The 26,344-nt window shown below is 60.2% G+C and carries 29 protein-coding genes and 1 tRNA gene; 10 read left to right on the forward strand and 20 right to left on the reverse strand.

All coding sequences use genetic code 11. From position 1 onward, the window contains the following. Positions 1-341: 341 nt before the first annotated feature. Both NDB2M4_RS14480 and NDB2M4_RS14485 read right to left on the reverse strand, forming a co-directional pair. On the reverse strand, positions 342-572 hold the full coding sequence (locus NDB2M4_RS14480) for an FmdB family zinc ribbon protein (RefSeq protein WP_072376277.1): 231 nt from the start codon (positions 570-572) through the stop codon (positions 342-344). Between the two features lie 45 nt (positions 573-617). Then, positions 618-1,493 (reverse strand): tRNA nucleotidyltransferase, encoded by an 876-nt coding sequence (locus NDB2M4_RS14485; RefSeq protein WP_139247297.1) that lies wholly within the window; start codon positions 1,491-1,493, stop codon positions 618-620. A gap of 230 nt (positions 1,494-1,723) precedes the next feature. Here NDB2M4_RS14485 and NDB2M4_RS14490 point away from each other — a divergent pair. Further along, positions 1,724-1,800, forward strand: a tRNA-Pro gene (locus NDB2M4_RS14490). A gap of 501 nt (positions 1,801-2,301) precedes the next feature. Continuing rightward, the gene (locus tag NDB2M4_RS14495) at positions 2,302-4,335 is read left to right on the forward strand and encodes an ice-binding family protein (RefSeq protein WP_072376281.1); all 2,034 of its coding nucleotides are present in this window, start codon (positions 2,302-2,304) and stop codon (positions 4,333-4,335) included. An 86-nt stretch (positions 4,336-4,421) separates the two neighbouring features. Here the strand turns inward: NDB2M4_RS14495 and NDB2M4_RS14500 are convergent, their stop codons facing one another. Together NDB2M4_RS14500 and NDB2M4_RS14505 are read right to left on the reverse strand one after the other, a co-directional pair. Then, positions 4,422-4,805: a response regulator gene (locus NDB2M4_RS14500; protein ID WP_072376283.1), complete on the reverse strand. Its 384-nt coding sequence runs from the start codon at positions 4,803-4,805 to the stop codon at positions 4,422-4,424. Next, the gene (locus NDB2M4_RS14505; RefSeq protein WP_171988108.1) at positions 4,802-5,866 is read right to left on the reverse strand and encodes an HWE histidine kinase domain-containing protein; all 1,065 of its coding nucleotides are present in this window, start codon (positions 5,864-5,866) and stop codon (positions 4,802-4,804) included. The genes NDB2M4_RS14500 and NDB2M4_RS14505 overlap by 4 nt, the downstream gene beginning before the upstream one ends. A 252-nt stretch (positions 5,867-6,118) precedes the next feature. Here NDB2M4_RS14505 and NDB2M4_RS14510 point away from each other — a divergent pair, with 252 nt between their 5' ends. Beyond that, entirely contained in the window at positions 6,119-6,559 is a 441-nt protein-coding gene (locus NDB2M4_RS14510; protein ID WP_139247298.1) for a hypothetical protein, read from the forward strand. A 94-nt stretch (positions 6,560-6,653) separates the two neighbouring features. Here NDB2M4_RS14510 and NDB2M4_RS14515 read toward each other — a convergent pair whose 3' ends face one another. From NDB2M4_RS14515 to NDB2M4_RS20615, 5 genes are all read right to left on the reverse strand, one after another. Continuing rightward, positions 6,654-7,346, reverse strand: a complete 693-nt coding sequence (locus NDB2M4_RS14515; RefSeq protein WP_072376289.1) for a GntR family transcriptional regulator — start codon at positions 7,344-7,346, stop codon at positions 6,654-6,656. Between the two features lie 259 nt (positions 7,347-7,605). Beyond that, a complete protein-coding gene (locus tag NDB2M4_RS20380) occupies positions 7,606-7,980 on the reverse strand; it encodes a Crp/Fnr family transcriptional regulator (protein WP_244536188.1) in 375 nt (124 codons plus the stop codon). 497 nt (positions 7,981-8,477) lie between these two features. Next, positions 8,478-8,705 carry a hypothetical protein gene (locus NDB2M4_RS20275; protein ID WP_072376291.1) on the reverse strand — a complete coding sequence of 76 codons (228 nt, stop codon included), beginning with the start codon at positions 8,703-8,705 and terminating at the stop codon, positions 8,478-8,480. A gap of 223 nt (positions 8,706-8,928) precedes the next feature. Next, entirely contained in the window at positions 8,929-9,198 is a 270-nt protein-coding gene (locus NDB2M4_RS14530) for a hypothetical protein (protein WP_072376293.1), read from the reverse strand. A gap of 368 nt (positions 9,199-9,566) precedes the next feature. Then, a complete protein-coding gene (locus tag NDB2M4_RS20615) occupies positions 9,567-9,698 on the reverse strand; it encodes a hypothetical protein (RefSeq protein WP_280173539.1) in 132 nt (43 codons plus the stop codon). A gap of 455 nt (positions 9,699-10,153) precedes the next feature. Between NDB2M4_RS20615 and NDB2M4_RS20280 the strand changes: the two genes are divergently transcribed. Both NDB2M4_RS20280 and NDB2M4_RS14545 read left to right on the forward strand, forming a co-directional pair. Beyond that, positions 10,154-10,330 (forward strand): hypothetical protein, encoded by a 177-nt coding sequence (locus NDB2M4_RS20280; protein ID WP_171988109.1) that lies wholly within the window; start codon positions 10,154-10,156, stop codon positions 10,328-10,330. A gap of 26 nt (positions 10,331-10,356) precedes the next feature. After that, a complete protein-coding gene (locus tag NDB2M4_RS14545) occupies positions 10,357-11,118 on the forward strand; it encodes a Crp/Fnr family transcriptional regulator (protein ID WP_072376299.1) in 762 nt (253 codons plus the stop codon). On the opposite strand, the gene NDB2M4_RS14550 is transcribed toward NDB2M4_RS14545, so the two are convergent. The 3 genes from NDB2M4_RS14550 to wecB form a co-directional block, all read right to left on the reverse strand. Next, positions 11,115-11,348 carry a hypothetical protein gene (locus NDB2M4_RS14550; RefSeq protein WP_072376301.1) on the reverse strand — a complete coding sequence of 78 codons (234 nt, stop codon included), beginning with the start codon at positions 11,346-11,348 and terminating at the stop codon, positions 11,115-11,117. The genes NDB2M4_RS14545 and NDB2M4_RS14550 overlap by 4 nt on opposite strands. A gap of 188 nt (positions 11,349-11,536) precedes the next feature. After that, on the reverse strand, positions 11,537-12,754 hold the full coding sequence (locus NDB2M4_RS14555) for an HlyD family secretion protein (RefSeq protein ID WP_072376303.1): 1,218 nt from the start codon (positions 12,752-12,754) through the stop codon (positions 11,537-11,539). Between the two features lie 18 nt (positions 12,755-12,772). After that, positions 12,773-13,888 carry a non-hydrolyzing UDP-N-acetylglucosamine 2-epimerase gene (gene wecB, locus NDB2M4_RS14560; RefSeq protein ID WP_244536189.1) on the reverse strand — a complete coding sequence of 372 codons (1,116 nt, stop codon included), beginning with the start codon at positions 13,886-13,888 and terminating at the stop codon, positions 12,773-12,775. A 718-nt stretch (positions 13,889-14,606) separates the two neighbouring features. Here wecB and NDB2M4_RS14570 point away from each other — a divergent pair. From NDB2M4_RS14570 to NDB2M4_RS14580, 3 genes are all read left to right on the forward strand, one after another. Next, the gene (locus NDB2M4_RS14570) at positions 14,607-15,062 is read left to right on the forward strand and encodes a hypothetical protein (RefSeq protein WP_139247299.1); all 456 of its coding nucleotides are present in this window, start codon (positions 14,607-14,609) and stop codon (positions 15,060-15,062) included. A gap of 34 nt (positions 15,063-15,096) precedes the next feature. Then, the gene (locus NDB2M4_RS14575) at positions 15,097-15,369 is read left to right on the forward strand and encodes a GcrA family cell cycle regulator (protein WP_280173540.1); all 273 of its coding nucleotides are present in this window, start codon (positions 15,097-15,099) and stop codon (positions 15,367-15,369) included. A 312-nt stretch (positions 15,370-15,681) separates the two neighbouring features. Beyond that, complete coding sequence (locus NDB2M4_RS14580; RefSeq protein WP_139247300.1) at positions 15,682-15,933, forward strand: hypothetical protein; 252 nt, start codon at positions 15,682-15,684, stop codon at positions 15,931-15,933. A 118-nt stretch (positions 15,934-16,051) separates the two neighbouring features. Here the strand turns inward: NDB2M4_RS14580 and NDB2M4_RS20055 are convergent, their stop codons facing one another. From NDB2M4_RS20055 to NDB2M4_RS14600, 4 genes are all read right to left on the reverse strand, one after another. Further along, on the reverse strand, positions 16,052-16,273 hold the full coding sequence (locus tag NDB2M4_RS20055) for a hypothetical protein (protein ID WP_072376315.1): 222 nt from the start codon (positions 16,271-16,273) through the stop codon (positions 16,052-16,054). 216 nt (positions 16,274-16,489) lie between these two features. Next, positions 16,490-16,750 carry a DUF1488 family protein gene (locus NDB2M4_RS14590; RefSeq protein WP_072376317.1) on the reverse strand — a complete coding sequence of 87 codons (261 nt, stop codon included), beginning with the start codon at positions 16,748-16,750 and terminating at the stop codon, positions 16,490-16,492. Between the two features lie 69 nt (positions 16,751-16,819). Then, complete coding sequence (groL, locus tag NDB2M4_RS14595; RefSeq protein ID WP_072376319.1) at positions 16,820-18,454, reverse strand: chaperonin GroEL; 1,635 nt, start codon at positions 18,452-18,454, stop codon at positions 16,820-16,822. Positions 18,455-18,497: 43 nt separating this feature from the next. Next, positions 18,498-18,812 carry a co-chaperone GroES gene (locus NDB2M4_RS14600; RefSeq protein WP_072376321.1) on the reverse strand — a complete coding sequence of 105 codons (315 nt, stop codon included), beginning with the start codon at positions 18,810-18,812 and terminating at the stop codon, positions 18,498-18,500. 162 nt (positions 18,813-18,974) lie between these two features. Here NDB2M4_RS14600 and rsgA point away from each other — a divergent pair, with 162 nt between their 5' ends. Continuing rightward, a complete protein-coding gene (gene rsgA, locus NDB2M4_RS14605; protein WP_072376323.1) occupies positions 18,975-19,949 on the forward strand; it encodes a ribosome small subunit-dependent GTPase A in 975 nt (324 codons plus the stop codon). A 23-nt stretch (positions 19,950-19,972) separates the two neighbouring features. On the opposite strand, the gene NDB2M4_RS14610 is transcribed toward rsgA, so the two are convergent. Further along, positions 19,973-20,800: a transglutaminase-like domain-containing protein gene (locus NDB2M4_RS14610; protein WP_072376325.1), complete on the reverse strand. Its 828-nt coding sequence runs from the start codon at positions 20,798-20,800 to the stop codon at positions 19,973-19,975. Between the two features lie 579 nt (positions 20,801-21,379). Here NDB2M4_RS14610 and NDB2M4_RS14620 point away from each other — a divergent pair. Then, entirely contained in the window at positions 21,380-22,753 is a 1,374-nt protein-coding gene (locus NDB2M4_RS14620; RefSeq protein ID WP_072376329.1) for a CadC-family transcriptional regulator, read from the forward strand. Positions 22,754-23,603: 850 nt separating this feature from the next. On the opposite strand, the gene NDB2M4_RS14630 is transcribed toward NDB2M4_RS14620, so the two are convergent. The 3 genes from NDB2M4_RS14630 to NDB2M4_RS14640 all read right to left on the reverse strand — a co-directional run bounded on the left by NDB2M4_RS14630 (position 23,604) and on the right by NDB2M4_RS14640 (position 26,017). Next, a complete protein-coding gene (locus NDB2M4_RS14630; protein WP_072376333.1) occupies positions 23,604-24,770 on the reverse strand; it encodes an extracellular catalytic domain type 1 short-chain-length polyhydroxyalkanoate depolymerase in 1,167 nt (388 codons plus the stop codon). A gap of 49 nt (positions 24,771-24,819) precedes the next feature. Next, on the reverse strand, positions 24,820-25,260 hold the full coding sequence (locus tag NDB2M4_RS14635) for a CopG family transcriptional regulator (RefSeq protein WP_139247310.1): 441 nt from the start codon (positions 25,258-25,260) through the stop codon (positions 24,820-24,822). 370 nt (positions 25,261-25,630) lie between these two features. Beyond that, entirely contained in the window at positions 25,631-26,017 is a 387-nt protein-coding gene (locus tag NDB2M4_RS14640; RefSeq protein ID WP_072376335.1) for a hypothetical protein, read from the reverse strand. Positions 26,018-26,344: the final 327 nt, after the last annotated feature.

Raw genomic sequence — 26,344 nt, forward strand, 5'->3', positions numbered from 1 at the left:
CCGTGCAATCGGCGCGTCCCGTTCGACTTCTAGCACACTCTAGATGGTTTCGGCCGGGCCAGGTCGTCGGCGTCACGCGAATGCGGACAAGCCGTGTACTGCGCCAAGCAGGCAGCGTCGGACTCGTTGCCGACGCGGTGATTGCTGATTGGAGTGCTGAGCGACGGCTGGCGAGAGTTTACCGCCGAAACCGCAGGGGCCCAAAGTGCTTGCAAATATAACGAGGTACGGCCGGGATTCTAGCGGACAGCGTGCCCCCTAGTTCCTTAGCCCCCAAGGCGGATGCAGCTCGCTGGAGGCTGCGAGCATCCCGCCGTGGACTGAACTCAAGCGGTGGCGTGTCAGCGGCCGCCGCGTTCGGAGCGACTGAAGTTGCTCAAGTGCCCCTCGCGTCCGGCGCGGGCGCGCATGTTCTTGGCGAAGGCCTTGCTTTTGCCCTCGGGAGCGACGCGCGAGATCAGCTGGTCAAGCTTGTCGCTGCCGCAGGCGGGACATACCGGAACCTCGCTCGATGAGACGAGCAGTTCGAATTCCTTCTCGCATTTGGTGCATTGGTAGCTATAGAGCGGCATGGCGCATCCTCCGTCCTGGCCTCGCGGTTGCTGAGGGGGTGCGCGCTATTGTGCCTCGTTCGACCACCGCTGCGATCGAAACGCCTGCGCGATAGCGATGGCCCGCGCCGCCTGGATTTCATCAGCCGCGCCGCCTTGCGCCCCGTCACCCAGCTCGACACACACCTTCAACGCTGTGTCGAGAAGGGCAGCCTTAGGATAGACCCCATCGCGGCTACCACCATAGGCGCGGTAGTCGCACGAGGTGACCTGCATCAGCCAATTGAAGCGCTGAGGGTTGCTAAACGCCTCGACGCGGTGGAGCAGCGAGGCTACGGGCCCGGCACGGACGGCCGAGATGCGATGGATACGGTCGCATTCCGCCAGAGTGAGCAGGGCCAGGTCGCGACAGGCGTCGGGCACATTGAAGCGCCTTGCCATCGCCTCGACGCGGGGTTTACCGCGCTCGACATGGCGATAGTGAACGGGGAGATGCTCGGGCGGGGAATCGGACTTGCCGACGTTCATGGTCAGCAGGGCGAAGCGCACCTCGAAGGGAGCGTCGCAGGCAGCCGCCTCGTCGAGCGCCTTCAGGGTATGGTTGCCAACGTCGACCTCGGACTGGCCCTCGGCGATCTGAGGCACGCCAAAAAGGGCCGCCACCTCCGGGAGAACAGCCAGCAGCGCGCCACTCGCCTGCAGCGCACGCATCATGGCAGAGGGCCGGGCAGCCATGAGGCCCCGGTACAGTTCAGGCCAGATCTCGCTCGGGGGCACCTTATCCAGATCGCCCGGCTGCAACGCGTCGGTGCCTAGCCCGATGTCCTCGGGATCCAGCAACCCCTGCTCCCGCTCGGCCAGGAGAGCTGCAAAACGAAGCACCTCCAGCCCCGACTGCATCGGCAGGAGCGAATTGGGAAGCGTATCGGGCTTACTGGCCATGGACAAAAGGATCGTCATGCGCCGCAGAAAAAGCAATAGTCTTGTTGGCATACGCCTTCCTGAGGCGCGCAGACCTAGGCAAGGGTTGCAGCGGCTCCGTGCGGCAACTGGAGGCAGCGAGAAATCGGTAGAGCTTGGCTTGCAGGGCGGGCGGGTCGCCGCTATAAAGCGCCCCTCGCCGGCTTCGCAATGAAGCCGGCTTTGTCCTTCTAAAGGACTGATGTGTCGGGCGGAGCGTAGCGCAGCCTGGTAGCGCACTTGCTTCGGGAGCAAGGGGTCGGGAGTTCGAATCTCCCCGCTCCGACCATCACCTCTTTAATCGTTCCGAGAGCCGGATTCCGGTTTTAGCTTCTTCTCGATTGCCACAGACCTGCGCTTGGTGATGCAGACGGTCGGCACCGCAGCGAGAGCTGCTGGGCTTGCCAACTGCCGGGCTACTCGCGCCAGAGAAGTGAGGTGACCCTTTGCCTCCCGAGCAACGGGTCGCGAGACAAATTTCACGTTATGGCAATCACCCTGCCGGGGCGCCACTGCGTCGCCACAGGTTGGCTCTACGCTTTGCTACACTTAAGGCAGATTAGACATCTCGCCAGTCCCGGCCAACTAGAGACGGCTCCGGCCGGGCCAACGCGCCGACCCCATTCCGTTTGCTGTCGGATTTTCCGTGTCGCGACTAACCTGTGTTAGTGTCGCGCCTTCACGCGCCAACTAATGTTATTTCAAATGGACCCTTGACCACTTCGCATTGCGGGTGGCCATCAGACGATTGTCCGCGTGATCCTCCCCTTGCGTCAGTGTCTCAAGAGTTTTGAGCGGGCTCGTACTGCCCGGCTGGCTTGACGGCGACCGCGTCTCTTCGGTGGCCAATTTCATTTCATGCGTCGTTGCCGTGTTCAGCGGGGAAATCAGTGATTTCCACGAAGGACGCATTTCGACTTGCATCGATATCGCTCGGGGACATGCAATGAGCTCGAAATCCTTCCAGGCCACCCGTCTGGGTCAGCCTCCGAAGTTGAATACGCGCGAACCGGCGCCGCAATTTGGAGCGTACGCGCACCCGGTGCCGCACAAGCCGGGCAGGCCGCTTGCGGCTGCGGCCATCGTAGCAACCCTCGCTGTGGCCCACGTAGCGCTGGCGAGCGACGCGGAGGCGCAAATTCTTGGCACAGCAGAGACCTACGGCGTTCTTGCTGGCTCTACCGTAACGAACACCGGCTCGAGCATCATTATGGGGAACGTCGGAGTTTCGCCCGGTGCCGCGGTCGTGGGATTTCCGCCTGGCGTTGTAGTGCCGCCGGGAACAATTCATGCTGCAGACGCAAACGCGCTACAGGCGCAGAATGACCTAACTACTGCCTATAATACGCTCCGGGGCTTGCCGACCCAAGTCGACTTAACCGGACAGAACCTCGGAGGCCTCAACCTAGGTCCAGCCGTCTATAGCTTCGCGACCTCCGCGCAGCTAACCGGGCTGCTGACTCTCAACGGGCAGGGCAACGCTAACGCGCAATTCGTTTTCAACATTGGTACGACGCTCACGACAGCGAGCAACTCGGTGGTGCTACTGATCAACGGCGCCAACGGCAACAATGTGTACTGGACGGTCGGCAGCTCTGCGACGCTCGGAACATCGTCCGTGTTTGCGGGTAATATTCTCGCAGATCAGAGCATCACTCTAAACACCGCCGCCACCATCACCTGCGGTCGCGCCTTGGCGCGAGTTGGTGCCGTCACACTTGATAGCAACACCATCACGCTCTGCGCTCGCGGCGGTGACGATGAGGACATTCCGCTGGATGAGCTTGGCGGAGAAGGCGTCGGTGGCGGCCAGCAAGCCACGTTCGGCGCGACACGTCTCTTCGGTTCAGCAATTATGGCGCAAGCAGCCTTTTGGATGAATGGCTCTGGACCAGATTTGACTGGCGTCACGCCACAGACCAATCGCCCGATGAAGCTTGGCGCGATTGCGAGTGAGGAGGAGCTGGCCCTGTACTCCGGCTATCAGCCTCGGACTTGGCGTCTGTGGACGTCGGCGTTTGGTGGCAGTTCGTCGTTCGAGGGCAATGACGTGTACTCACTCGGACTTTCGACCCGAACCTACGGTATTGGCGTCGGCCTAGATTATGAGGTCGACCGTACGCTGCTCGTCGGCCTAGCCGGTGGGTACACTTACACACCGTTCTCGGTCGATAATTTTCTCACCAGCGGCCAAGCCGAAGGCGGCCAATTCGCCCTCTATGGCGTGAAGCGGTTCGGGAACGCGTATGTGGCCGGAATCGCTGAATACGCGCACTTCTCGAACAAATCGGACCGCAGCATAGACTGGGTGGTAGACGAACGTGCGACCGGTCAATACTCGGCTGATGGATTTTATGGTCGCGTCGAAACTGGTTGGCGGCAACTCTTTGGTGCTCATTGGGTGACGCCCTATGCGGCAATCGATGTCGCTCCGTTCAAATTCAACGGCTTCACGGAAGACAGTGACGGCATCCTTGGTCTGACGTTTGAGGCGCAGTCCGTAACGTCCGTCGTGAGCACGCTGGGTGTGCAGTTCGACACACAGCTCGTGATGGCCAATGGCCAGCGGCTGACACCCTTTACGCGTATTGCATGGGCGCATGAGTTCAATCCGGATCGGCGCGTCGAATCGAGCCTGATCATGTCGCCCGAGGTCGGTTTCACCACGGAGGGTGCCTTTGTGGCGAGCGATGCGGCTCTTGTCGATGTCGGCTTGAATCTCGACGTAACAGAGCACACCGGTTTGTTTGCGTACTTCAACGGAGCGTTTGCTGAAAGCAGCCAAAGTTATGGTGGCAACGGCGGTGTCAGGATCTCCTGGTAGGGTCCACGCATTGGCAAGAGCCGCCGCCGCATCAAGTGGTCTGTACTTCTCTCGACGCAAGCGCGATTGAGTTCCGCCGGCTGAATTCAATGGGGTCTAGGTTCCGCATGTGGGAGCAGGCGAGCAAGTATCCGCTCCAATTCGCCGTATTGAAATGGCTTGCGGAGGACGGCGCGGTCGCGGAAGTCATCCCACATGTCGTCGGCGCTGTTGCCCGTGGAGATGGCAAAAGGCACGCCATGAGCTTGGAGAGCTTGAGCCACCATCCGGCTGCTGGCCCCATTCAAGTTCATATCCAGCAGCGCGGCGTCGAATGTTTGCCCATCCACCAGATCGACGGCGCCGTCAGCGGTGGTGGCAAGGGTCACGGCCTCGCAGCCGAGATCTGCGAGCATGTCCTCAATCATTAGACTGATAAGCATCTCATCCTCGACAACGAGAATGCGACGTCCGGATAGGAGGCTACTCATGGCGTCACCACTAATGGAATTGGAATGCTCATCGTGCACGACAATCCGGCAGGCTGGTAATCGAGCTGCGCCGTGGCTCCTAGCGCGTCCAGTCCGTGCTCGATCACGCGCGAGCCGAAACCCTTGCGTGGGGGTTGCGTTACGTGCGGCCCACCTTTTTCCGTCCAATGTAGATTGAGCCGGCTGCCCTGGGCGTCCGTTTCGAGCTTCCACTCGACAAGAACCGATCCCGTAGCGTTCGACAGCGCCCCGTACTTCACCGCATTGGTGGCCAGCTCGTTGAACGAAATTGCAAGCGCCAGGGCCGCCTTGGGTGGAAAGCGGATGTTCTCGCCGTTGATCACGATGCGCTCGGCCCTACCGTCCACCCCGAACGGCTCCAAGGCATCATGAAGCAGATCGACCAACCCCGCGCTCTGCCAATTCTCCCTCGTCAGCAGATCGTGCGAGCGCGAGAGCGCCAATAGCCGGGACTCGATCGCTTCTCGGATAACGAGTGGATCGTTCGGCGTGCGCAATGCCTGCCACACAATCGACTGCACGGTCGATAGCGTGTTCTTCACGCGATGGTTCAACTCGTCGATGAGCATCTTCGAATGTGTCTGCTCATCCTTGATGGCAGTGAGATCGATGAACGAAGCAAAGTATTGAACGATATCCCCGTCCTCTAACCGGACCGGACTGATAAAGAGGGCGGCCCAAAACTCACTGCCGTCTTTGCGACGAAAGCGAACTTGCGAGCCAGCGCCTGACCCTCCCAAAAATTGAGATTCAATTCGCGCCCGTGCTTCGGCATCAGCTGCATGCGCCAAGATGAAGTCGAAGCTTTGACCGAGCACTTCGTCTCGCGCATAACCGGTCAACGTCAGAAAACTGTCATTGGCGAAGATAATTGGATTGTCGGGCTGCTTAGCGTCGGTGAACACCATCGCCATGCGCGTTGTCTCAGCAGCAACCACGAAGGGGCCGCGGTCGTTCTTGAAGCTCTCGACGTCCGCTTCGGCCTTCGTTTGCCGCTCTGACTTGTTTGGCATCTTCGGCGTCCCTCTGATGCAACGCATACGGTCGAGTAGACGTGTTAGCCGAATATCCGTCGTGTATTCCTAGCACGTATCGCTCTCATTATCGCCCTGCATGTCGCCCGCAGTTTTGGGTAGCGGTGCTCGCTCCGCGCGTGGTGTGTGAGATGCCGCAGGCGGGCGGCCCGTCTCCCTAGACCAGCTTCACGATAACGTGGCTGAACCAAAGCACAGCGCTGTCGTTTGCCAGTCGATGGGAATCCGATCTCGGATTCCAAAAAGGAGAGCCAAATAATGTTTAAACCAGCAATTGTGGCTGCCGCGATGTTGAGCTTCGGTGCGGTTGGCATCCAGCCCGTGTCGGCTGAAACGCCCACTGGCGAGCAGACCACAAAAATGGACAAGACGTCGGATCGTACGCCGGGGAATCCGTCGCCCGACCGCAGCGAGGGTTCCGGCCGCAGCGGTGCCGCTGGTACCGACGCGAGCCAGACGAAGGATGGCACATCTGACCGGACTCCCGGACATAGTGCTGCAGGGACCGACGCGACGCATGCAGCTCGCGGCAACCTATTCACTGAGGAGCAAGCCCGCAGTCATCTTTCGCACCTTGGCTACACCAATATTTCCGAGTTGACGAAGGACGAGAGCGGCGCGTGGCGCGGATCTGCCAAGAAGGACGGGAAGACGGTGATGGTGGGCATTGACGTCAAAGGCACCGTCGCGACCAACTGAGACTGCCTGCTCCTGAGCTGCTTCGGCGTCCGCCTTGTCGGCGGCGCCGATTCCGGCTCAACGACTAGGCGTGCGGCCGGTACAGATCGGGTCTCTACGCCAGATAACAGTTTGCGGTGAGATGGCACTGTGCGACGCGCCATTCGACGAAATTCCCATCGAGAGAGATCGACACCCGATCGAGGACGATGAGGGGAGCCATGGGAGCGACAAGAAGCAATTCCGCCACTTCTGGCGATGCCTGGCCAACCGATATGCGCTCCTCCGGCTTGCCAAGCAATTTTCCGTGGGCTTGGGCGATAGCAGAAATATCGCGGGGAAAGCCGTTGGTCTTCAACAGGTCGGGAAACAACCGAGCGGGCATAGAAATCTGTTCGACCATATAAGGGCTGCCCGCAACCCGCGCAACAGAACGGATCCTGTATACAGTATCGCTTAACTCAAGGCGCAACCGCTCGCATTCCTGTTCGTGAGCGGCACCTTCCATAACGTCGACTATTTCGACATGCCCTGCGACGCGTGCACCATTGGCATGTCGAACAGCCGTGTATCGCCCGCGTAGCTCGTCGGTGGCTTGATCGATGACATACGTGCCGCGCCCCTGCTTACGTACGACGACGTGCTCACTCTCCATGATCTCGAGCGCTTTGCGCATCGTGCCAGCGCTGACTCCGTACTCCCGAGACAGGTCGAGTTCGTTGGGGATCGACGCGCCCGGCTTCCAAGCGCCCGCCGCGATGCGCTCTATCAAAGCGTCGCGCACCTGAAGATAGAGCGGTCGCGTCATCAAGCTGCTGCAAGTCACTCGCAAGCTCCATCATGATTTGCGCAAAGGCGCATCATTGATCGTGTGCAGCGGCGACGTCTCCGAGAGCCGGTCGAGGAATGGCCTGCCCTCGGAGGGGGGGACTGGGAGTTCGCCGGCTGGCGATCGAAGGATGATCGACCAGCCCTTTCGATTAGCGCGAAGTCATCGAGGGTTCACTAGCGTGTGTTAGCCATCGGACTAAAATCGGCAGCGCGTCATGATCCGCGCGAGCAGTTGGCTAATCGAGATAGCCGCCACGAAAACCAGCAAGCTCCTTCAGTCCATGCAGGTTGAGGATGGTGACCCATCCTCTTTGCACTGTTAGGAGTTCAAGCTCGCGCAGCTGTCGAAGTACGCGGTTGACGTGGATGGCACTGAGGCCGAGCGCGTCAGCCAACACGTACTGATTCAGCGGGCATTGGAATTCGGTCTTCGAGGATACGCCAATAAGGTTCAGGCGCTCCGCCAGCTCCATGAAGAAATGTGCTGTGCGCTCTATCGCGCTGCGCCGTCCGACGCTGACGAGATGCTCGACGACCATCGCCTCATCACGTGAGGTGGCCCACAAAATTGCCGCGCCAAGACGCGGAAAGTCTCTGAAGGTTTGCAGCATGTGCGCGCCCTCGACCACGCTGACGACAGCGTCCGTGAGCGCTTCGAATGATGGTCAGCTGTGCGCAGAAGAGCGCTACGAAGCCCGACGCAATCGCCCGCTATTGGAAATGAGATGATCTGCCGGCTGCCCGTTGGGAGGTCCTTGTAACTGCACGCCCAGCCCGACTGCAGAACATAGACCTTCTGCCCCGTCTGTCCCTCGTGAACGAGCTGCTTGCCGCGCTTCACATTGGTGGTGGGCGATTGAAGCGCCCCAAGGCATTCGGCCTCGTCCGGCGACAACGCCATGAACGTGTTCAGCTTCCTCGCCAGCACGCTGTCAAGCCGCGCATTGATCATAATTCGATCTCACAGGCGGCACCGGCCCGACTGAATAAAAAAGTCGACCGCCGGTTGATGATTACCATAGAAAAATCAACACAGCCAATCTGGATCAGCGCCGGGTCATGGCCGAGCAAATAGAATGGCTCGCAAATGAAAGACCGAAACCGCAACTTATCCCCGATCGAAGTCGACGGTCTGGCGGCCCTCGGCATCTGCGAATCCCTGCTCCTGGCCTTGAGCGACGCAGAGATCCTCAATGACAAGGATGTCAGAGATTTGCTCGGCGATGTTGTCACCACGCACATAGAGGCGGCGGGCGTTTCTGCGACACCCGAACGGCACAATGCCGTTGTCGCTATCATTCAGCGCATAATCGCTGGCAACGAAGCGGCACCACACGCGTCTCGTGGAGCGCCCGCATCGCAAGCGATACGGTCTTCTGAATGACGTTAATATGACCGTTTCAGAAAAGGCGATGCAGAACACCCTAGAAGCGATCGCAAAGCTCGTGCACTAACATGCATCAGTAGAGTTGTCAGACGTGAGCGCACAAGCAATGACCAGGAAGGGATTCGTTGTGCGAACCCCTTCCTTGTGTCGAAAGCGATAGCGTCAGTTGCGGCTAATCGCAGTAGCGGCGCCCGCGGCGCGAGTAGCAACCATCATCGTCGGAATTGGCAATTGCAGCCGCAGCGGCTGCTCCGAGAACGCCGAGGGCGATCCACTTGCCGTTGCGATAGTGTCCGCGGCCGCGGTGACCGCGATTGTGGGAATAGTGTTTGTTGTGATTGTCAAAGTGGCGTCCCCGGGCGGGACCGGCATCGGCCGTTGTGATGAGGCTGGTCGAAGCCAAAGCGGCGACCAGCGCCAACGTCGTTATTTTTTTTATCATGTGAGCTCCAGTAGTTTGGGGATGCCAATCACCGAACGAACTCGTTGGAGACACGCTTTGGCGCATCGCTTGGGCAGATTGGTTTGCTCAAGCGGCTTCACCGCATCCGAACATTGTTGTCGGTGCGGATCATACAAAACGGCAGTGACTGAGATCGGTCGATTGTATCAATTAGATGGGCATTCGCCGGGTGAACCACAAGCGCCGGCGGCTTGAATTGCGCGCAGAAGCATCGTGAGACCGTTAGGTCGCGACTTAGATCAATGCTATTAGTCTACGGTGTCCCGCAAACGAGCTTGCCACTGTGGAGTGTCGTTCGCGACACGTTGATCAGCGGCCGTTCGCGACAGCGTTGAAATGCGCCGCCGTCAGCACAAACAGTTGCTGCATGATTTCGGCGTCAGGAAGGAATCGAAATGGAAGTTGGACCGCTGCTCGTTGAGCAGCGTCGCGTCGGCGATGAATTTCGTATCGTTGAACAGGCCATCGAGCAGATGCACAGCGCGCTCGCGAATGGGCGACTGAGCGCCGCTATGAGGTCGCAGTTAGAGGCATGTTCCGTTTCAACAGCCGCTGAATTGAGGCGGCTCGGCCAACGGCGACTTGAGCTTGACGCCGAGGTATCAGCGGCAAACACGCGCGCGCGGCAAGGCGGTGTTGCGAGAGCATCTGAGCGCAACCGCGGGCGATGTTCTTAGGGCATGGAGGCCTTCGCATGAGACAAGACAAAACTTGCCTGGAGATGGCGTTTGAGCTCGCGCGTTCCGGGAAGTTCGCCGATCTTGCTCTGTTGGAACGCCATCTTCGCGACGAGGGCTACTCGACGACCCAGTTGGATGGTCCCTCTCTCCGGCGGCAGATACGTATGTTGCTTCTGGCATCTGCCAAGCAGCCATGTACTCCCCTTACGAACTGAAGCCGTACCGTGTCTCAACAGGCCATGATGGAGCTAGCGATGCAGAAGCCAAAGCTCGATGACGAAACCCCGCAGCTGGATCCCGAGCAGGATCTCGGCACGCGGGGCACGGAGGCCGTGAATACGGATTCAAATGATACCCCGTCCGCCGATGCGAACGGCGACTCTGACGACGAGCGTGCCGATGAGAACCAGGCCGTGCCCGACAGCTCGTGAACCTCACAGGAAGGTCATACGGTCAAATGGCACATCAGGAGGTTCCGCAGCGACCCGGCAATCGCTTGCTGCAGTCACTTTCCGAGGAAGACTATGCGCTACTCTCGCCATATCTCGAGGCCGTCGATCTTACCTATAGACGTCCGCTATACCAAGCGAACCGGAATATCCCTTACGTCTACTTTTTCGAGACCGGTGTAGGCTCTCTCGTCAACACCATGAAGGATGGCGCCGCCTCCGAGGTCGGCACGATCGGCAATGAAGGCATAGTCGGGCTGCCGATTGTACTCGGAGATAAGCGGGCGCCGACAACGGTCTACGTACAGGTTCCCGGATCGGGCGTGAGGATGCAGTCCGGTGACTTTTGGGACGTCATGGAAAAGAGCCCGTCGCTGCGGCGACTATTGCTTCACTACGCTCACGCCTTCTTCAATCAGGTCGCGCAGTCCGCTGCTTGCGCTCATCATCATGCGCTGGAGCAGCGATGCTGCCGCTGGCTCCTCATGACGCGCGATCGCATGGACTCGGACGAGTTCCTCCTGACGCAGGAATTTCTCGCCATGATGCTGGGTATAAGGAGCCGCCCCGGAGTGTCGATCGCCGCGGGCGCTTTACAGAGGGCAGGGCTCATCCGATACACGCGCGGGCACGTTACGATCCTGGATCGCGGAGGCCTCGAGGCGCTCTCATGCGAGTGCTACAATATCAGCAAGAGGGAGTTTGACCGCCTTTTAGGTCCTGGCAACGCCGGCCCCGTTGCGCGTGCGGTCCGCGACAAGAAACTCTAGCCCCGGACGCTGATGATGATGCTCTCAACGATAGAGACGACTGCGCGATGTCTTTCGGGTTCAGACGAAGCTGCGATCGCCCCGTTGTGCGTCGTTGCAACGTCTTCGAGAAGTCCGTCGACGTCTTCCTGGCTGATAATGTTGCGCTCAAGGAGCGCAAGCAGCAGCGACTCGCAGATGCCGAGTGCAGCGAGTCCTTCTGCGTCGTGCGGCCGTGCGTGTTCTGTCATCGGTTTTGGTTGTCCTTCGAAACCGTGAGTGTAAGGCTTCACTGGCTTCGAGACAGGCCGTAGTGCGTATGACGTCGTACATAGGCTTGAATGATTTGTAAGTTCCGTTTCCCTCGCACGGCACGATGCAACAACCGCAGCTCTATCGAGCCGGCATTTCCGCGGTTTGTCTGCGATTCCTCGCGTCCTTACCGTACGACTGTCGCTGCCGGCGAACTGGACCTTTCAGAAGTGGCGGGGGAATTCGCCTTGTCCAGATCCTGAAACGCGCAAGCCGATGAGATGTCCTTAGCGACAGGGGGAGTCTTCGCGTCTTGCAAGACACCTCTCGTCGACCTGCTGCCGGGCTCCTCGCCGGCACTCTGGAACCCGCCGAGGCCTGGCGCGGCAGCCTGGATCATTTCACGTACCCCTATCCGGCAGCCGTTCAACAGACAGCTGGTGATTTGAATCTTTTCATCGACTGCAAAGTTCTCGCCGCCGGAGATGCCAACGCGCACGAGTTGGCCGCGTCCTCGAACCCTGTTCGGCAACTGAAACTCGGGCGGGAGCGCGTCGGTAACCGGAAGGACTTTCTCGATGTATCCGGGGATGACCTTTCCGCGACCTTTGACAGAGACTTTCTGTCCGGCTTCGATATCGAACAGATAGTTTTCGGGAATGTAGGCCACTACATAGCTCGGTCCGGTGTAGATGTTGGCCACGTCTGACCGCCCAGCATCGAGAACCTCCCCGACCATCGCAACTCTGCTGCCGACATAGCCGCTCGCCGGCGCGGTCAGGTTACCCTTTCCGTACGTTTGCCGTACGTCCTCATAGGCGTCGGACACCTGCTGAAGCGCGCCCTTATTGCTGCTGATCTCAGTTTCCAGCGCTACTTCCTCTGCCTGCAGCGACAACAGCCGATCCATCGCCTGCAACTTCGCGTCGGTCATTTGCTGCATCGATCTATTCACGACCAAGCCGCGCGTCTGGGCGCTTTTCAGGATGCCGAGAAAGCTGCTTGTCTGATCGGCATTGGCATGTCCCAGCGGCAGTAGCGCTTTGACGACTGTTCTGCGCCCTTCGAGCTGCGCGATGCGGCTGGTCACGCGCGCCGTCTCTACGGCCAAATCAGCCAGCGTGCGAGACATCGCCGCTGACTCGACGACCGCAATCGTTTGGCCAGCATCGACCCAATCACCGGGGCTTACTACGATTTGGCGCACGCGCGCATCAGGCCATGGCGATGCCACGGCGACCTTGCAGCGTGTTACGAACCCGTCAGCGTCGAGGAGCACTCCGCCGCCTACCATAAGATACGCGCCGAACCCTCCCATCACAGCAACGAACGTGAAGGTGTAGAACAAGCTGCGCAGCCTCTTCCACTTTACCTGGCTCGCTTGCAGTGCATTGAGGGTTGTCATTGCGATTTTCGATCCTCGTTAGGCGGCGAGAATCGGGCGGGCGGTCGCGCTTTCGCGGGTGAGACGGGCAGCGATCCGCTCGGCGGCGTCACCAGCCCCGAAAGGGTTGGGCGTTGTCAGAAGTTGCGGGCGGTCGCCCGCCGTCAAGCGCCGGACGCCATCGACGATTGCGCGGTAGTCCGACCCCACCAGCGTGCCGAAGCCTGAATCGATGACCTCTGGCCGCTCGGTGCTTTTGCGCGCTATCAGAAGCTGCAAGCCAAAGGTTGGCGCCTCTTCCTGTACGCCACCGGAGTCAGTCACAACAGTCCACGCTTTGCCGAGCAGATAGATGAAGTCTGCGTACTGCAAATGGTCGAGCAGGCGGACGTTCGGCGCATCTTCGAGGTAGCGCTGCACTTCGCCTCGAACCTCCGGGTTGAGGTGCATGGGAAGCACGATGACCTTGTCGCCGTCCTTAGAAAGCGTGCGCAGCGCTTTGAGGATGTCGCGCAAAGGCTTGCCAATGTTCTCGCGTCGATGAAGCGTAGCGAGGACGATCTTCTTGTCGGCAGGAAGCGCGGCGATCTCGGGATCTATCGGGACATACCCTGCGCTCATTTGGGCACGAGCATAAATGAGGGCGTCGATCACGGTATTGCCGACCATGAGCATGTTGCTGGCGGAAATTCCTTCCCGCAGAAGATTGTCCCGGCTCAGCCGCGTCGGAGGAAAATGCAACGTCGCGGCTTGGCTAATCAGGCGCCGGTAAAACTCCTCCGGCCATGGCGACTGGAGATCTCCGGTGCGAAGCCCCGCTTCGACGTGAGCTATCGGGACTCGGTTCAAGAACGCTGCGGTCGCGGCCGCCGCCGCTGTCGCAGTATCTCCCTGAACGACAATCCAATCGTAGTGCTTCGCGCGTAGCAGATGTTCGATCTGTTTGCACATCGTGCCAAATTTTCCGGCGAGGCCCGTTTCATCGACTATCTGCCCGCCTTCGTGCGTGACGTTGATGCCAAAGAAATCTATCAGCCCTTCCGCGAGTTCGATGTGCTGGCCTGACCAGAAGACGTCGACTTCAGCCCCATCACGCTGAAGCGCGCTGCAGACAGGACCAAGCTTTATGATCTCCGGCCGGGTTCCGAACGCCACGAGGACAATCATCCTATCAAGAACCCTTTGATCACCGGTTGGCGGTTGCGGTCTGTCCAACGTGAAAGTCGGCTCGAATTCTTATGAAGGTTATGCGTCGTGCGGGATCGGCGCGTTGCCTACTGAGTTAAGGTAACTCGACATATTCCGTATGCGCACCAACGTGGATTAGCGTGCAACGCAGTCTGCATTGCGGATTAAAATCGTGGTTTCAGCTTGTTTAATCGCGGCCGGCGTTGACGGCGGGGATCGTAGCGGTTTCACCGCTCTCGACGCGGATGCGCCTGCCTGAGATTCGAGAACGCTCTCGGCGATGGCACGTTTGCGGACCATACAATGGCGGCCCGGCGTGGTATGAGTCTCAATGCGCTTTCATAAGGCCGTAGCGATCACAAAGCCGGAGGTCGACCACAACATGAGAAGCGGCGGCCCCTCGATCACCGACACCGTTGTGCTGTCCCACGTTGATAGTTGGTACCCGGGCGAGGTCGACGCGTTTATCTCGGATTTGGCACGTACGGAACTTGCCGAGCGGAATTCCCGCGCATATCCGCCTAACTAGCCGACCTGGCCTTCGCGGCAGCAATCAGCAACGTGCGTAACTGCTGTCTCAACCCCAGGCGGTGCACCTTGCGCGCATAATCATCCGCATGACTAAGGCGTCCCTTGGCCTGTTGGCCAGATGACACCCTCAAAGAGCATGAACGAGGAACGCACAGTGGCCGACAGTGATACGCCGCACGAGATCGAAAAGATCATAGCCGCGCGAAACGTGGCGGATGCCTCGAAGGCGACGGCTGATGCCGAAGCGGAAAGGCAAGCTCTCGAACTCGAGGCCAAGGTAAAGGAAGCGGTCGCCGCTGCTCTGGAGGCGCTTCAAGAAGAGATAAAAAGTGCCAACAGGGCGATCAAGAAGGGTGGCCGCACCGAGGAGTTTCGGTACCAGCCTAGCCCGGAGCTACGCTCCGGAAAGCTGCTGACAGGCAATCTAACACTGAGCGACGGAGCGGGTGTGATCCGGGACTATGTGATCACGGTTGACGCTAGGGACGGCAAGATCGTGGTGAAGGGACATGGTCAGACGATGCAGCAAACGTTGACCAACGTCCTTCGCGTTAAGAGCGAGGATTGGTCGAAATTCCTGAGTGCCTTCTATGCGGGCAACATGCGATAGGCCGAAGGGCGCCGGGTCCTCATTAATCCGGCAGATGGCGAGATATGTGCTAGGCTATGCCATGGAAACATTGAAAAGCCCCCCGAGACCGACAGTGCTTGACGACATCGTTATCCCGCTCAAGGAGCGAAAGACGATGGCAACGCTCTTGCCCAATCACTGCCGTTGGCCGACCGGCGATCCGCAGCTACCCGACTTCCACTACTGCGGCAAGCCGAAGCTCGCCGGTCACTCGTATTGTGACTTCCATGTCCGTCGCGCCTTTAGTCCTGCCCGGCGGCGCCCTATCCAGTACCGCATCATCTGACGTGAGGGATTAGGTCCGCCGCCGCTGGTGTGTTAGTCTTTAATCTGCGCAGCACCCAGTCCCCTCCAGCTCAGCGGCTTTAGTCTCTCCAGTCGATCATCGCGTCTTGCGCGCTTGTGATGATTGATCGACAGCTCGGGGCATTAGCAACGTTCGAACGTCGCATTGCTTCCCGCTGTTTTGCGCTTTGCCGCGCCACTGGACTTAGTTGCAACGCCCAGTTCTTGAGGTGGTCGATCGTCGCCGTTGAGGGCAAGACGGCCGCGGCTCCACTTTGCACGGATGTTGCTCTGCATAGAAGATCGCAATGACGTGGAGGACCACAAAATGCCGGTAAGTTACGGCTCGATCGCAATTGGCAAGTGCTTTGCGACCCCCACCAACGATGTGCGGCAAGTCGTCGGCCTGGACCGCGGCAGCGTCTCGTATGTCCTGCGCGGGAAATTGGCATTCCCATCATGGGATCGGACGGCTTGGCAGATCACCAGTCAAGACGCCTTTGCCAGTGAGGTCAGCGCCGAGGTGGACGCCGATTGGCGAAGCACCGGTGCAACAACGCTCTGAGCGCTTTACGACGGTTGCTGCTCGGTTATTCGCCTTCAGGTGCGCATGGAGTTCCGCTTAGCGCACGTTGAATATGGCTCCTGAGGACTCAAGTTCTAGTGCAACCGGCTGGCGACGCTCACACCGGCGAGGACGTAACTAGCAGCTCGCTCTCTCGAGCGATGCGCTCGAACACTTCCGCAATTGTCTTGATGCGATAGAGGCGCTCGCCGCCCTCGCTCGGAAGCAGCATCATAATCTTGTAGGAGCGGGCCGAGGCCGAAACGCCGCGCTGTGAGGGCACAAAATCGACCATCTGGCCAACCCTGAACTTGGCCTTCGCTATTCTAGAGTTGGACATTAATCGCCTCCACATCGCGCGCCAATGCGGCTTCAAGATCGGTGGGTTCAACTTCGACAATGGGTATGGCGAATAGAGCAAGCGAAGCAGCCACGGGTGGGATCGTCCACATTGGCATGTCCTTTCAGGAAGCAGCGACGAGCCGATCATCTTCTCGGAACGGGAAGTTTGGGGTGTCATAACGCCGACAACACGCGCAGCTGGCGCTTTGAAGGCTCAGAAGTCGTCCGCGATCAGCTCGTAAGAACCTTTGTGTCGGCGGCCGTATACCTTGCGGGCGGCCCGCAGAATGCGATCGCGATTCTGGTCGAAGCTGGCCAGCAGAGATGACTCGCCTGAGGGAGTTCCGACTGCGATTTTTGTCAGAGCGTCCTCCTCCAGGAAAAAAGAGACCTCCATCGCACCGTCGCTGCCCCAAAAGCGAATGCAGTGCCGCGTGGCATCGTAGCTGCGACTTTCGTTTGGAAAATTCAGCATTCGCTACTCCAATTGCTGTTAGTCGACCAAGCGGGCGCGGAGGACCAGGCTCCTGGTCCTCCGCCGGCCTTAGAATCCCATCCCGCCACCACCCATCGGCGGGTGCGTATGGCCTGCGTTCTTGGCGGGAATGTCGCCGATCATCGCCTCGGTCGTGATCAGCAGGCCGGCGACGGAGGCCGCATCCTGCAATGCGCAGCGCACGACCTTGGCGGGGTCGAGCACGCCCTGGGCGACAAGATCGCCATAGTCGCCTGACTGCGCATTGTAGCCGAATGCGTAGTTGCCGTTGTCGAGGATCTTGCCGACAATGACGGAACCATCTTCACCGGCGTTGGTGAAAATCTGTCGCGACGGCGCTTGCAGTGCCTTGCGGACGATGGCGATGCCCGTCTTCTGATCCTCGTTCGTGGTCTTGAGGGATTCGAGCGCTTTGATTGCTCTGAGCAGCGCTACGCCGCCGCCTGGCACGATGCCTTCTTCCACCGCTGCGCGCGTGGCGTGGAGTGCATCGTCGACGCGGTCTTTCCGCTCCTTCACCTCGACCTCGGTAGCACCTCCGACCTTGATGACGGCGACGCCGCCGGCCAGCTTGGCGAGCCGTTCCTGCAGCTTCTCCTTGTCGTAGTCCGAGGTCGTCTCCTCGATCTGCGCCTTGATCTGCTTGATGCGCGCCTCGATATCGGTCTTCTTTCCAGCGCCGTCGACGATGGTCGTGCTCTCCTTGTCGATCGTCACTTTCTTGGCGCGACCGAGCATGTCGAGGGTGACGTTCTCGAGCTTGATGCCAAGGTCTTCCGAGACCGTCTGGCCGCCGGTGAGGACCGCAATATCTTCCAGCATGGCCTTGCGGCGATCGCCGAAGCCCGGCGCCTTGACCGCAGCGACCTTGAGGCCGCCGCGCAGCTTGTTGACGACCAGCGTCGCCAAGGCTTCGCCTTCGACGTCTTCGGCGATGATGACCAACGGCTTCCCGGATTGTACGACGGCTTCGAGCAGCGGCAGCAGAGTCTGCAGGCCGCCAAGCTTCTTCTCGTGGATGAGAACGTAAGGGTCGTCGAGCTCGACCATCATCTTATCAGCGTTGGTGACGAAGTACGGCGACAGGTAGCCACGGTCGAACTGCATACCTTCGACGACTTCCAACTCGGTCTCGAGGCTCTTGGACTCCTCGATTGTTATGACGCCCTCGTTGCCGACGCGCTTCATGGCCTCGGCGAGCTTGGCACCGATCTCGGCATCGCCGTTCGATGAGATAGTGCCGACCTGAGCGATTTCCGCGTTGGAGGTCACCTTCTTGGCCTTGGCCTTCAGTTCCTCGACGACGGCGGCAACCGCCTGATCTATGCCGCGGCGGAGATCCATCGGATTGGCGCCGGCAGCAACCGATTTAGCGCCTTCCCGAATGATCGCCTGGGCGAGCACGGTTGCCGTCGTCGTGCCGTCCCCAGCGATATCGGAGGTCTTCGAGGCGACCTCCTTCAACATTTGGGCGCCCATGTTCTCGAACTTGTCTTCGAGCTCGATTTCCTTGGCGACCGTCACGCCGTCTTTGGTGATGCGCGGCGCGCCATACGACTTCTCGATCACGACGTTGCGCCCCTTGGGCCCGAGCGTGACTTTGACGGCGTTGGCGAGAATATCGACGCCGCGCAGCATGCGATCGCGCGCGTCTTGGCCGAATTTGACGTCTTTAGAGCTCATGTTGAGCACTCCTGAAAGGAAAGGGTGATTGGCGCTATGCGTGCTAGGCGGCGGCCTTGATCTTGGCGGTGCCTTCTATGACGCCGAGGATGTCGCTCTCTTTCATGATAAGGAGATCGTCACCATCGATCTTGACCTCGGTGCCCGTCCACTTCCCGAACAGCACCGTGTCGCCGGCTTTGACGTCAGGCGCGTTGAGCCTGCCGCTCTCGTCGCGAACACCTGGGCCAACGGCCACGACCTCGCCGCGCATCGGCTTTTCCTTTGCGGTATCGGGAATGATGATGCCGCCCGCGCTCTTGCCGTCCTCCTCCAGTCGCTTAACGACGACGCGGTCGTGCAAGGGCCGGAATTTCATTGAAATCCTCAAATCTCTGATTTTTTGGGATGAGGTGCGCAATTCGGGGCGTTTAGAAACAGCCCTAGTCGGCACGGACATATATCTTAGCACTCTTTATTCCGGAGTGCTAATGGTGCTTTCGCCCAGAAAATTGCTTCTCAGTGTCCCCAGGAAAAACGCATGACGCTTGAAACCTTGGGCTGGAATCGACAGCGGCAATCAGATTTTGCCGCGCGCGCGGAAGAGAACCTGATCCCGGGCCGGGTCGTGAGCGAGCACCGCAGCCATTTCGGTGTTGCAACCGACGCGGGCGAACTTTCAGCCGAGATACCGGGGCGCCTGAGAAATGCAGCCGTGCAGCGCTCGGATCTGCCGGGCGTCGGAGATTTCGTGGCGCTGCGCCGCGGAGTTGCGGACGGCCCGGCCGCCATTGAGGAAGTGCTGCCGCGCACAAGTGCCTTAATCCGCAAAGCCTCGGGCGAAAATCGACCGCAGCTTCTGGCGGCCAATGTCGACACGGTCTTCATTGTGACCGCACCGGATGGCGACTTTAACTTGCCGCGCATCGAGCGCCTGCTTGCGCTCGTCGCCGACAGCGCTGCCGCTCCGGTCATCGTCCTCAACAAGGCGGATCTCACCGACGATGCCGCCGGGATGATGGAGCAGATCGCGACGGTAGCGCCGGGTGTTCCTCTTCATGCCATCAGCGCGCGCGCTCACCGCATCTCCGGCATCGAGCGGCATTTCGACGGCAACCGGACCATAGCGCTCATTGGCTCATCGGGCGTCGGCAAATCGACGCTGACGAATGAGCTGCTAGGGCGCGCTGCTCAGGCGACACAGGAGGTTCGTGCTCACGACAGCCGCGGCCGGCATACGACGACGCATCGCCAGCTCTTTCTTCGTGTCCGAGGCGGCTGCATCATCGACACGCCGGGTATGCGCGGGGTGGAGGTTTGGAGCACGGATGGCGTCGCCGATAGCACTTTCGCCGACATCGAAGCTTTGGCGGTGGGATGCAAGTTCAGCAACTGCCGGCACGAGGCGGAGCCGAAATGCGCCGTACGCGCCGCCGTCGCGCGCGGCGACCTGGATGCTGAGCACCTGGCCACGTATGTACGGCGTGCGCGAGCGGCAACGTCGAGCGGGCGCTGACGAGACCCACCACACGCCCGGGGTCAGTTCACCGGGACTGCCGTTTCAGTTGTCTCGTCCGTCCACACCTTGAAGCCTTCGAGCTCATTTGGACCGAACGTCGTCGTCATGGCGACGTCCGCGGCGTCGCGGCCGCGCGCAATCAAGACGCGGCCGATGCGCGGCACGTTGTTGCGCGGATCGAACGTATACCAATGGCCGCCGATGTAGGCCTCGAACCAGGCAGCGAAATCGCCGGGCGGGTACGGCGGCGGCGTACCAACGTCGCCGAGGTATCCGGTGCAATAACGCGCCGGGATATTCAAGGCGCGGCAGAAGGCGACAGCAAGGTGTGCGTAGTCGCGGCAAACGCCACGCTTTTCAGCGTAAGCTTCGGAAGCCGTCCGCGTAACACGCGCATGTGCGTAGCCAAACTCGATGTGGCGATGGACGAAATCGCATATCGCCTGTACGCGGCCCCAGCCGGGCTTGGCATGGCCAAACAGCTTCCAGGCAAGATCTAGGAGCTGGTCGCTATCGCAGAACCGACTGGCAAGGAGAAAGACCAGCGCCTCTTCAGGAAGGTCCTCGACGGGAATTTGCGCAGCGTCGGGGACGACCGCATCGGGCGTCCCCGTGTCCGTGATCACGGCGCTGGTCGAGATGACCACCTTGCCCTTCGGCGCCACGATCCTGCAGCACCAGTTGCCGAACCCGTCGCGATAGCCGGAGATAGGCACCGCGGGGCTGACCACAATATGGTCAGGTGCCTCGAGCCCGGCAACGCGCGTGTAGTGAATGTTGAGCATTAATATGGCGGGTGTCGGTTGAGGGAATGCGTATCGCAGCTCGTAGCCGACACGGAGTTTCATCTAGCCATCCTGTTCTGCCGATCCAAAAGATCACCCCTGCGGCGACCCATGCGGCGGGAAGCCTAGAGCTCTGCAAGCGCCGAGTGCAGGCAGCATAACTGCACGTACGCGGGAAGCTTGATCCGAGGTGAACTCGCTCGCGCCCCGACCGCTGCCGAAGAGCTGTAGTCATCATAGCCTTTGCCCAGGACATTAGCGAGCGTCTGGCTCGAAACCGCCCGTGTCAGCACGTGGCGCGCGATGTCCGGTTCTGGTCCGTGTCCGCCGATCACTTTACGACCACTCATGAAGGTAGAGCCGACCGCTGGACCGGCTCGATCGTCCGCTCGGAGCGCCTGCCCGACTTCCGGAAACTCGGCAGAGCGATCGTCGCGATGAGCACCCCACTTGGCGGCTTCGCCGAGAAAGCGGAAGTCGGGCTCGAAGTCGGAATCCCGATCAAACTGGGCATTTGTCTCTGTCCGCTCCGCCTACACTAGCGACGATCCGCGAGCGCACTGTTCAAGACGGCGGAACATCTAACTGACTTTTTACTTCTTGATTTGGAAGCGGATGGGGAGGGAGAAGGCGAACTCGAGATTGGCGAGGTCGGAGGGTGGGCGCGGGAACGGGCTTGCACGCGACAGCGGAGAAGACCAGATCCTGCTGCGCACCGTCCCGTGCAAAGGCTTCCGCTTCGTCGGCGAGGTCAGTGAGGTTCGCGAGGCTTCATTATCCGAGGCGTCGCCGGCCGAAGCGTCCGCGGCCGCGCTCGACGCAGATAAACCGTCCATCGCGGTTATGCCGTTTCAGAATTTGAGCGGCGATCCGGGGCAGGCGTATTTCGCTGACGGCGTGGTGGAGGAAATCATCACGGCGCTGTCGCGCGTGCGCTGGCTGTTCGTAATCGCGCGCAACTCGAGCTTCACCTACCGGGATCGTAATGTTGATCTAGAGCAAGTCGGCCGCGAGCTTGGCGTCCGCTACGTGCTGGAAGGCAGCTTGCGCAAAGCGGGCGATCTTGTCCGTATCACCGGCCAGCTCATCGAAGCTTCGAGCGGCGCTCATCTGTGGGCCGAGCGGTTCGAAGGCCACCTTGAGGATATCTTTGCGCTGCAGGACGAGATCGCCGCGAGTGTCGTCGGCGCCATCGCGCCACAGGTGGAGCTCGCCGAGATCGAGCGAGCAAAGCGCAACCCGACGCGGTGCTCGACGGCCTATGATTGCTATTTGCGAGGCCTTGCGCATCTGCACCGGGGCGATCGGGAGGCCATCGGCGAAGCGATAACTCTCTTCAAGCGTACGATCGAGATCGACGTGCAGTCGGCTTCGGCCCACGCCATGGCCGCGTGGTGCTACCTCTGGCGCAAGGTCAACGGATGGACGCTCGACGCCGACAAGGAAGCTGCTGAAGGCCTGCGTATGGCACAGCGCGCCGTCGAACTCGGTCGCGACGATGCCGTTGCCTTGACGCGCGGCGGGCACGCACTTGCCCACTTCACCGGGGATCTCGACACCGGCATCGCGCTGCTTGACCGGGCGATATTCCTCAATCCCAATCTCGCTTCGGCTTGGTTCCTGGGCGGCTTCCTCAAAACGTGGCACGGTGAATGCGAGAGCGCCATCGAGCATTTCGAGCGCGCCATGCGGTTGAGCCCCGTCGATCCCGAGCTCTACCGCATGCAGGCCGGCATCGCGATGGCGCATCTGTTTGCTGGCCGGATCGAGACGGCGTCGGCGTGGGCCGAACGCTCATACAGCAACCTGCCGAGCTTCCTCATGGTGGTGGCTCTGATTGCTTCAACACGAGCACTCAGCGGCCGGCAGGAGGACGCAAAACGCGCGATGGAAGAGGTAAAGCGGCTCGATTCTTCGCTGCGAATCTCGGAGCTGCAGGATTGGCTTCCCATCAGCCGGCCCGAGCACCTTGCGGTATTTGCCGACGGCTTGCGAAAAGCCGGACTGGCAGAATAAGCCCCTTGAGCCCAATCGATGAACTGCGGCTGTTTCTCGCGTGCGGTGTTCGCCACCAGCGGGCAACAACTAATCGAAGAATGTGCCGAGAACCTGTCGTCGCCTGGCTACCGCGTCCCTGCAGGTGAGGCGATCCGTTAGCTTTCGTCGGGCAGGCGACGTTACGGCGAGAAGCGCCCGATGCATCTTTTCAGATAGTGCCCGGCATAACTGCGGGGTTCGAGCCGCAAGAACAGATTCAAAACAAGGACACGTCTGTTGCCGGGTTCAGAAGCATAGCCAGGGGCCCAGGCAGGTCGCGGGTGTTCCGCCCTTGCAAGCCATCTGCGAGGAGTAACACTCAATCATCGCCGAGCCTGATTTGCAGGTGGTTTTCACTGGGCCTTTCCCTACAAGCCCCCGCCCGGCGATCGTATTCTTGAGGGCGTTTGTGGAGAACAGCACCGCCAAATCGTGGGTGACGTTATCGCCACTGGCTGCGACCCTGGTACAATCGGCGGCCTGAGCCATCGCCGAAAGTGTGCACACCATAACCGCGGCCACGAATGCTAACTTGAAAACCTGCATGGCACCCCCGTAAGAAGAAACCTGCTCCAACGGTAGTCGAGTGCTTGGCGGTTGCCAAGTAAAGGGCCGTTGCTGGTAAAGATATTTCCGTAGTGTGATTTATGACCCTCCGCGCACACGGCATCGCCATCTATGCGTGTCCGATTTGGGTCAATGACCGCCGGTCACGCTGTCTGAGATTTTGATCGCTCCCACTTCAAAAGCGGACGTGATCGAGGGAAGTGTTCGTAGCCCCGACCGAAGCAAGCCGATTTCCGCTTCTGGGACGAACCGATCATTACCTTCAGCGTGCGCGCTGATGTTCGAGGAAAAAGCGGATCATCTCTTCCGTGGCGTCGGGTCCGTTGGGATTCGTATACGAACCCGCTGGGCTGCCACCCGACCACGCGTGCGCCGCTCTGTGGAGCTCCCACAGTTCCAGCATAGCGCGCCCCTGCGCGTCGCGCCGTACAGAATGCGAGTAGTTGTGCCCGGAGGACGTTTGTTTTCGGATGGTCATGTCCGAGAGAGGATTGCCCTCCGCGGCCCGCGCGATGACCTTTGCACCATTCGAAGGGTGCACGGTGCGGTCCAGATCGCCGTGAAAGACGATGGTCGGCATCAGACGGTCGCCAGCGCGCTGCCGATCCATACTGCTTATATCAGACTGGCCGCGCATTGCCGCGAACGCCGACGCGAGGTCACGCGCCGCACCGCAGGCAATGCCCGAGTGCACGCCGACGGCAGCATAGAGATCCGGATAGGCTTCGCCCATAATCGCTGCCGCAGCGCCGCCGGCGGACAAACCCGCTACATAAACGCGGCCTGGATCGATGTTGTTTTCCCCCATGACCTGTCGTGTAATGCCAGCGATAAGAGCCGGCTCACCCTTGTCGCGCGCTTGGTCGCTTGACCGGAACCAGTTCCAACACTTCGAAGCGTTGGCCGCCTGCGGCTGCTCCGGGTAGACGACGAAGCACCCGCGCGCTTCTGCTGCGAAGTTCATGCGCGTACCCGCCGCAAAGTCATCAGCCGATTGCGTGCAGCCGTGCAGCATGACAATCAGCGGGCTCGGCCCGTTGTTTTTGCCACTCGGGATGTAGAGCTTGTAAGAGCGGCTGCCCGAGCCGTTCGAGAACGAGCCGCTGATGTAGCGGCCGGCGGTTGGCGCGATGTCGGCGTGCTGTGGCACTCGCGCGGATGGAGATCCAGGCAACTTCCAAGCGCGCGACTGCAAAGCCGCAATTGCCGAAGGCTCTACTGCGGCCGATGACGGCGAAACGGTCTCCGCGACGATCTCGCCTTCGATGATCGGCGGACTGAGCGCCCGGCTGGCGGAACCCGCTGGCGTTGCTACACGACGAATGTTGGCTCCGAGAGCGCGCTGCAAAATCGAGACGGCGTCCGTCAGCCGGCCCGATTGGGTCAGGCGCATCGCCTCGAGCATCTGCGCTTGGTTGAGTGGTTTCATGTATGGCCTTCTCCGAATTTGCTGTGATCAGCGCGAAGGTGGAGCAATCTTACTGCTGCATGCGATCCGCTAGAGCGGCCTTGACCTCTGCACTCGCATGCAAGGCACCAAGGACGTTGAGGGACGCAATCGTTGCGCGGGCGAGCCTTGGGGTTACGTCCGGCGCGATCGTCAGCAGGCCAAGGACGCGCACATGCAGCTGCTCGCCTGCTGCCCGGGCTTGTTCGAGCTGCTCCCGCGTGAGGTGCCGCAGTCCAAGGTCGAGGGTCTGGCGTGTCACCGATTTTTTGACGACGTCGGCGTGTCGATCGAGCTGATTGCGAATGGCGGTACGGATGAAGTCTGTCCGGTTCGAGTAAAAACCCTCGCTGACCAGCAGATCAATCTGCCCGAGATCCACGAACCCAAGATTGATGGTGATCTTCTCGGACTCGGGGCCGCGCGGACGAAGCTCTTGCACATTATCTTTAGGCATTTCCACCATCCTCATGCCATCCATCTGGATGGTAGATGGGGAGCGCAAAGCGCGTTTCAAGTACCGCTCCTGAGGGCAAGAGGAGCCGACCCAGAAAGTCGGTGCGCGAAGGCGGTCGGAGATTCGTCTGGCGAACATTGTCGGCGCCCGGACCGTACTGCTCGAAGGCCACCCTTAGGGGCGAGACGCCACTCGGAGCGAGCACCCTGCAGCCGTCGACAGGCTCGACCGCCTTCACACTGACAGCGGACGTGCTCTGCGGCCGAACGCGCTTGCCGATCGCTGGGAGGAGACTTCCGTTACTGGGACTAGGCGAATATCGACGCCACGGCGAGGGACAAGCTGACGAAGTGCGCAGGAGTACGACTGGACGCTCATCTTGTGGTCATCGGCCGAGATGCTCGAACAACGCGTTGGGTGCTTTGGTGCGGTCAGCAACCCAAACGAAAACGTCGGTGCCTCCGGCGGCAGCACCTTCTTGAAAGCGCGGATTGTCCTGACGGTCCAAGGAGCGGCGAATGAAAGCCGCCGCCTCAGGATCGGCAGGGTCCGCAAAGAGACCGAGGAAGCCGAGAGTGACGAGACTGAAGACTTCCGCACCATCATCAAGGTCAGCTTGCTGAGCTAGCGCATCGAAGATCCCGAAGCAGTACCCGAGTACCCAGGTTCCTTCGAGGGCTTGCGACGGCGTCTGCATTGCCATCGTCAACTGCGTCGTGATGAGGTCTTGGCCGATCGTTGCGATTTTTCCGAGGCGATCTGCATCAGCCATTGTTGGAGACCCTTTCGCGAGAAGAGTTGAGGGTAGCCGAATGCGCCATACCCTGACAGAGGTTGACCGCGGGGACATATGCAATTGAGCTTGTGGGGCGGACATCACGGAAGGCACGCGATGGCCGGTTCAGCTCCGAAAGCTGACTGAGCCGTCCCATATCGTTAGAGCAGACATGGTCGCGCGCAGACTTCCGCAATTGATGCTGTGGACGGCATCCATCAGCCGGCCCGAGCGACCAGTATGGTTATCGGGCTAGAGATGGAGGAAGTCAGATGGTGCAGCCAGTCACGGTCGGCCTCGATATCGCTAAGAACGTGTTTCACG

Origin of the sequence: Hyphomicrobium sp. NDB2Meth4, assembly GCF_900117445.1 — a bacterium.
Lineage (GTDB): Bacteria > Pseudomonadota > Alphaproteobacteria > Rhizobiales > Hyphomicrobiaceae > Hyphomicrobium_A.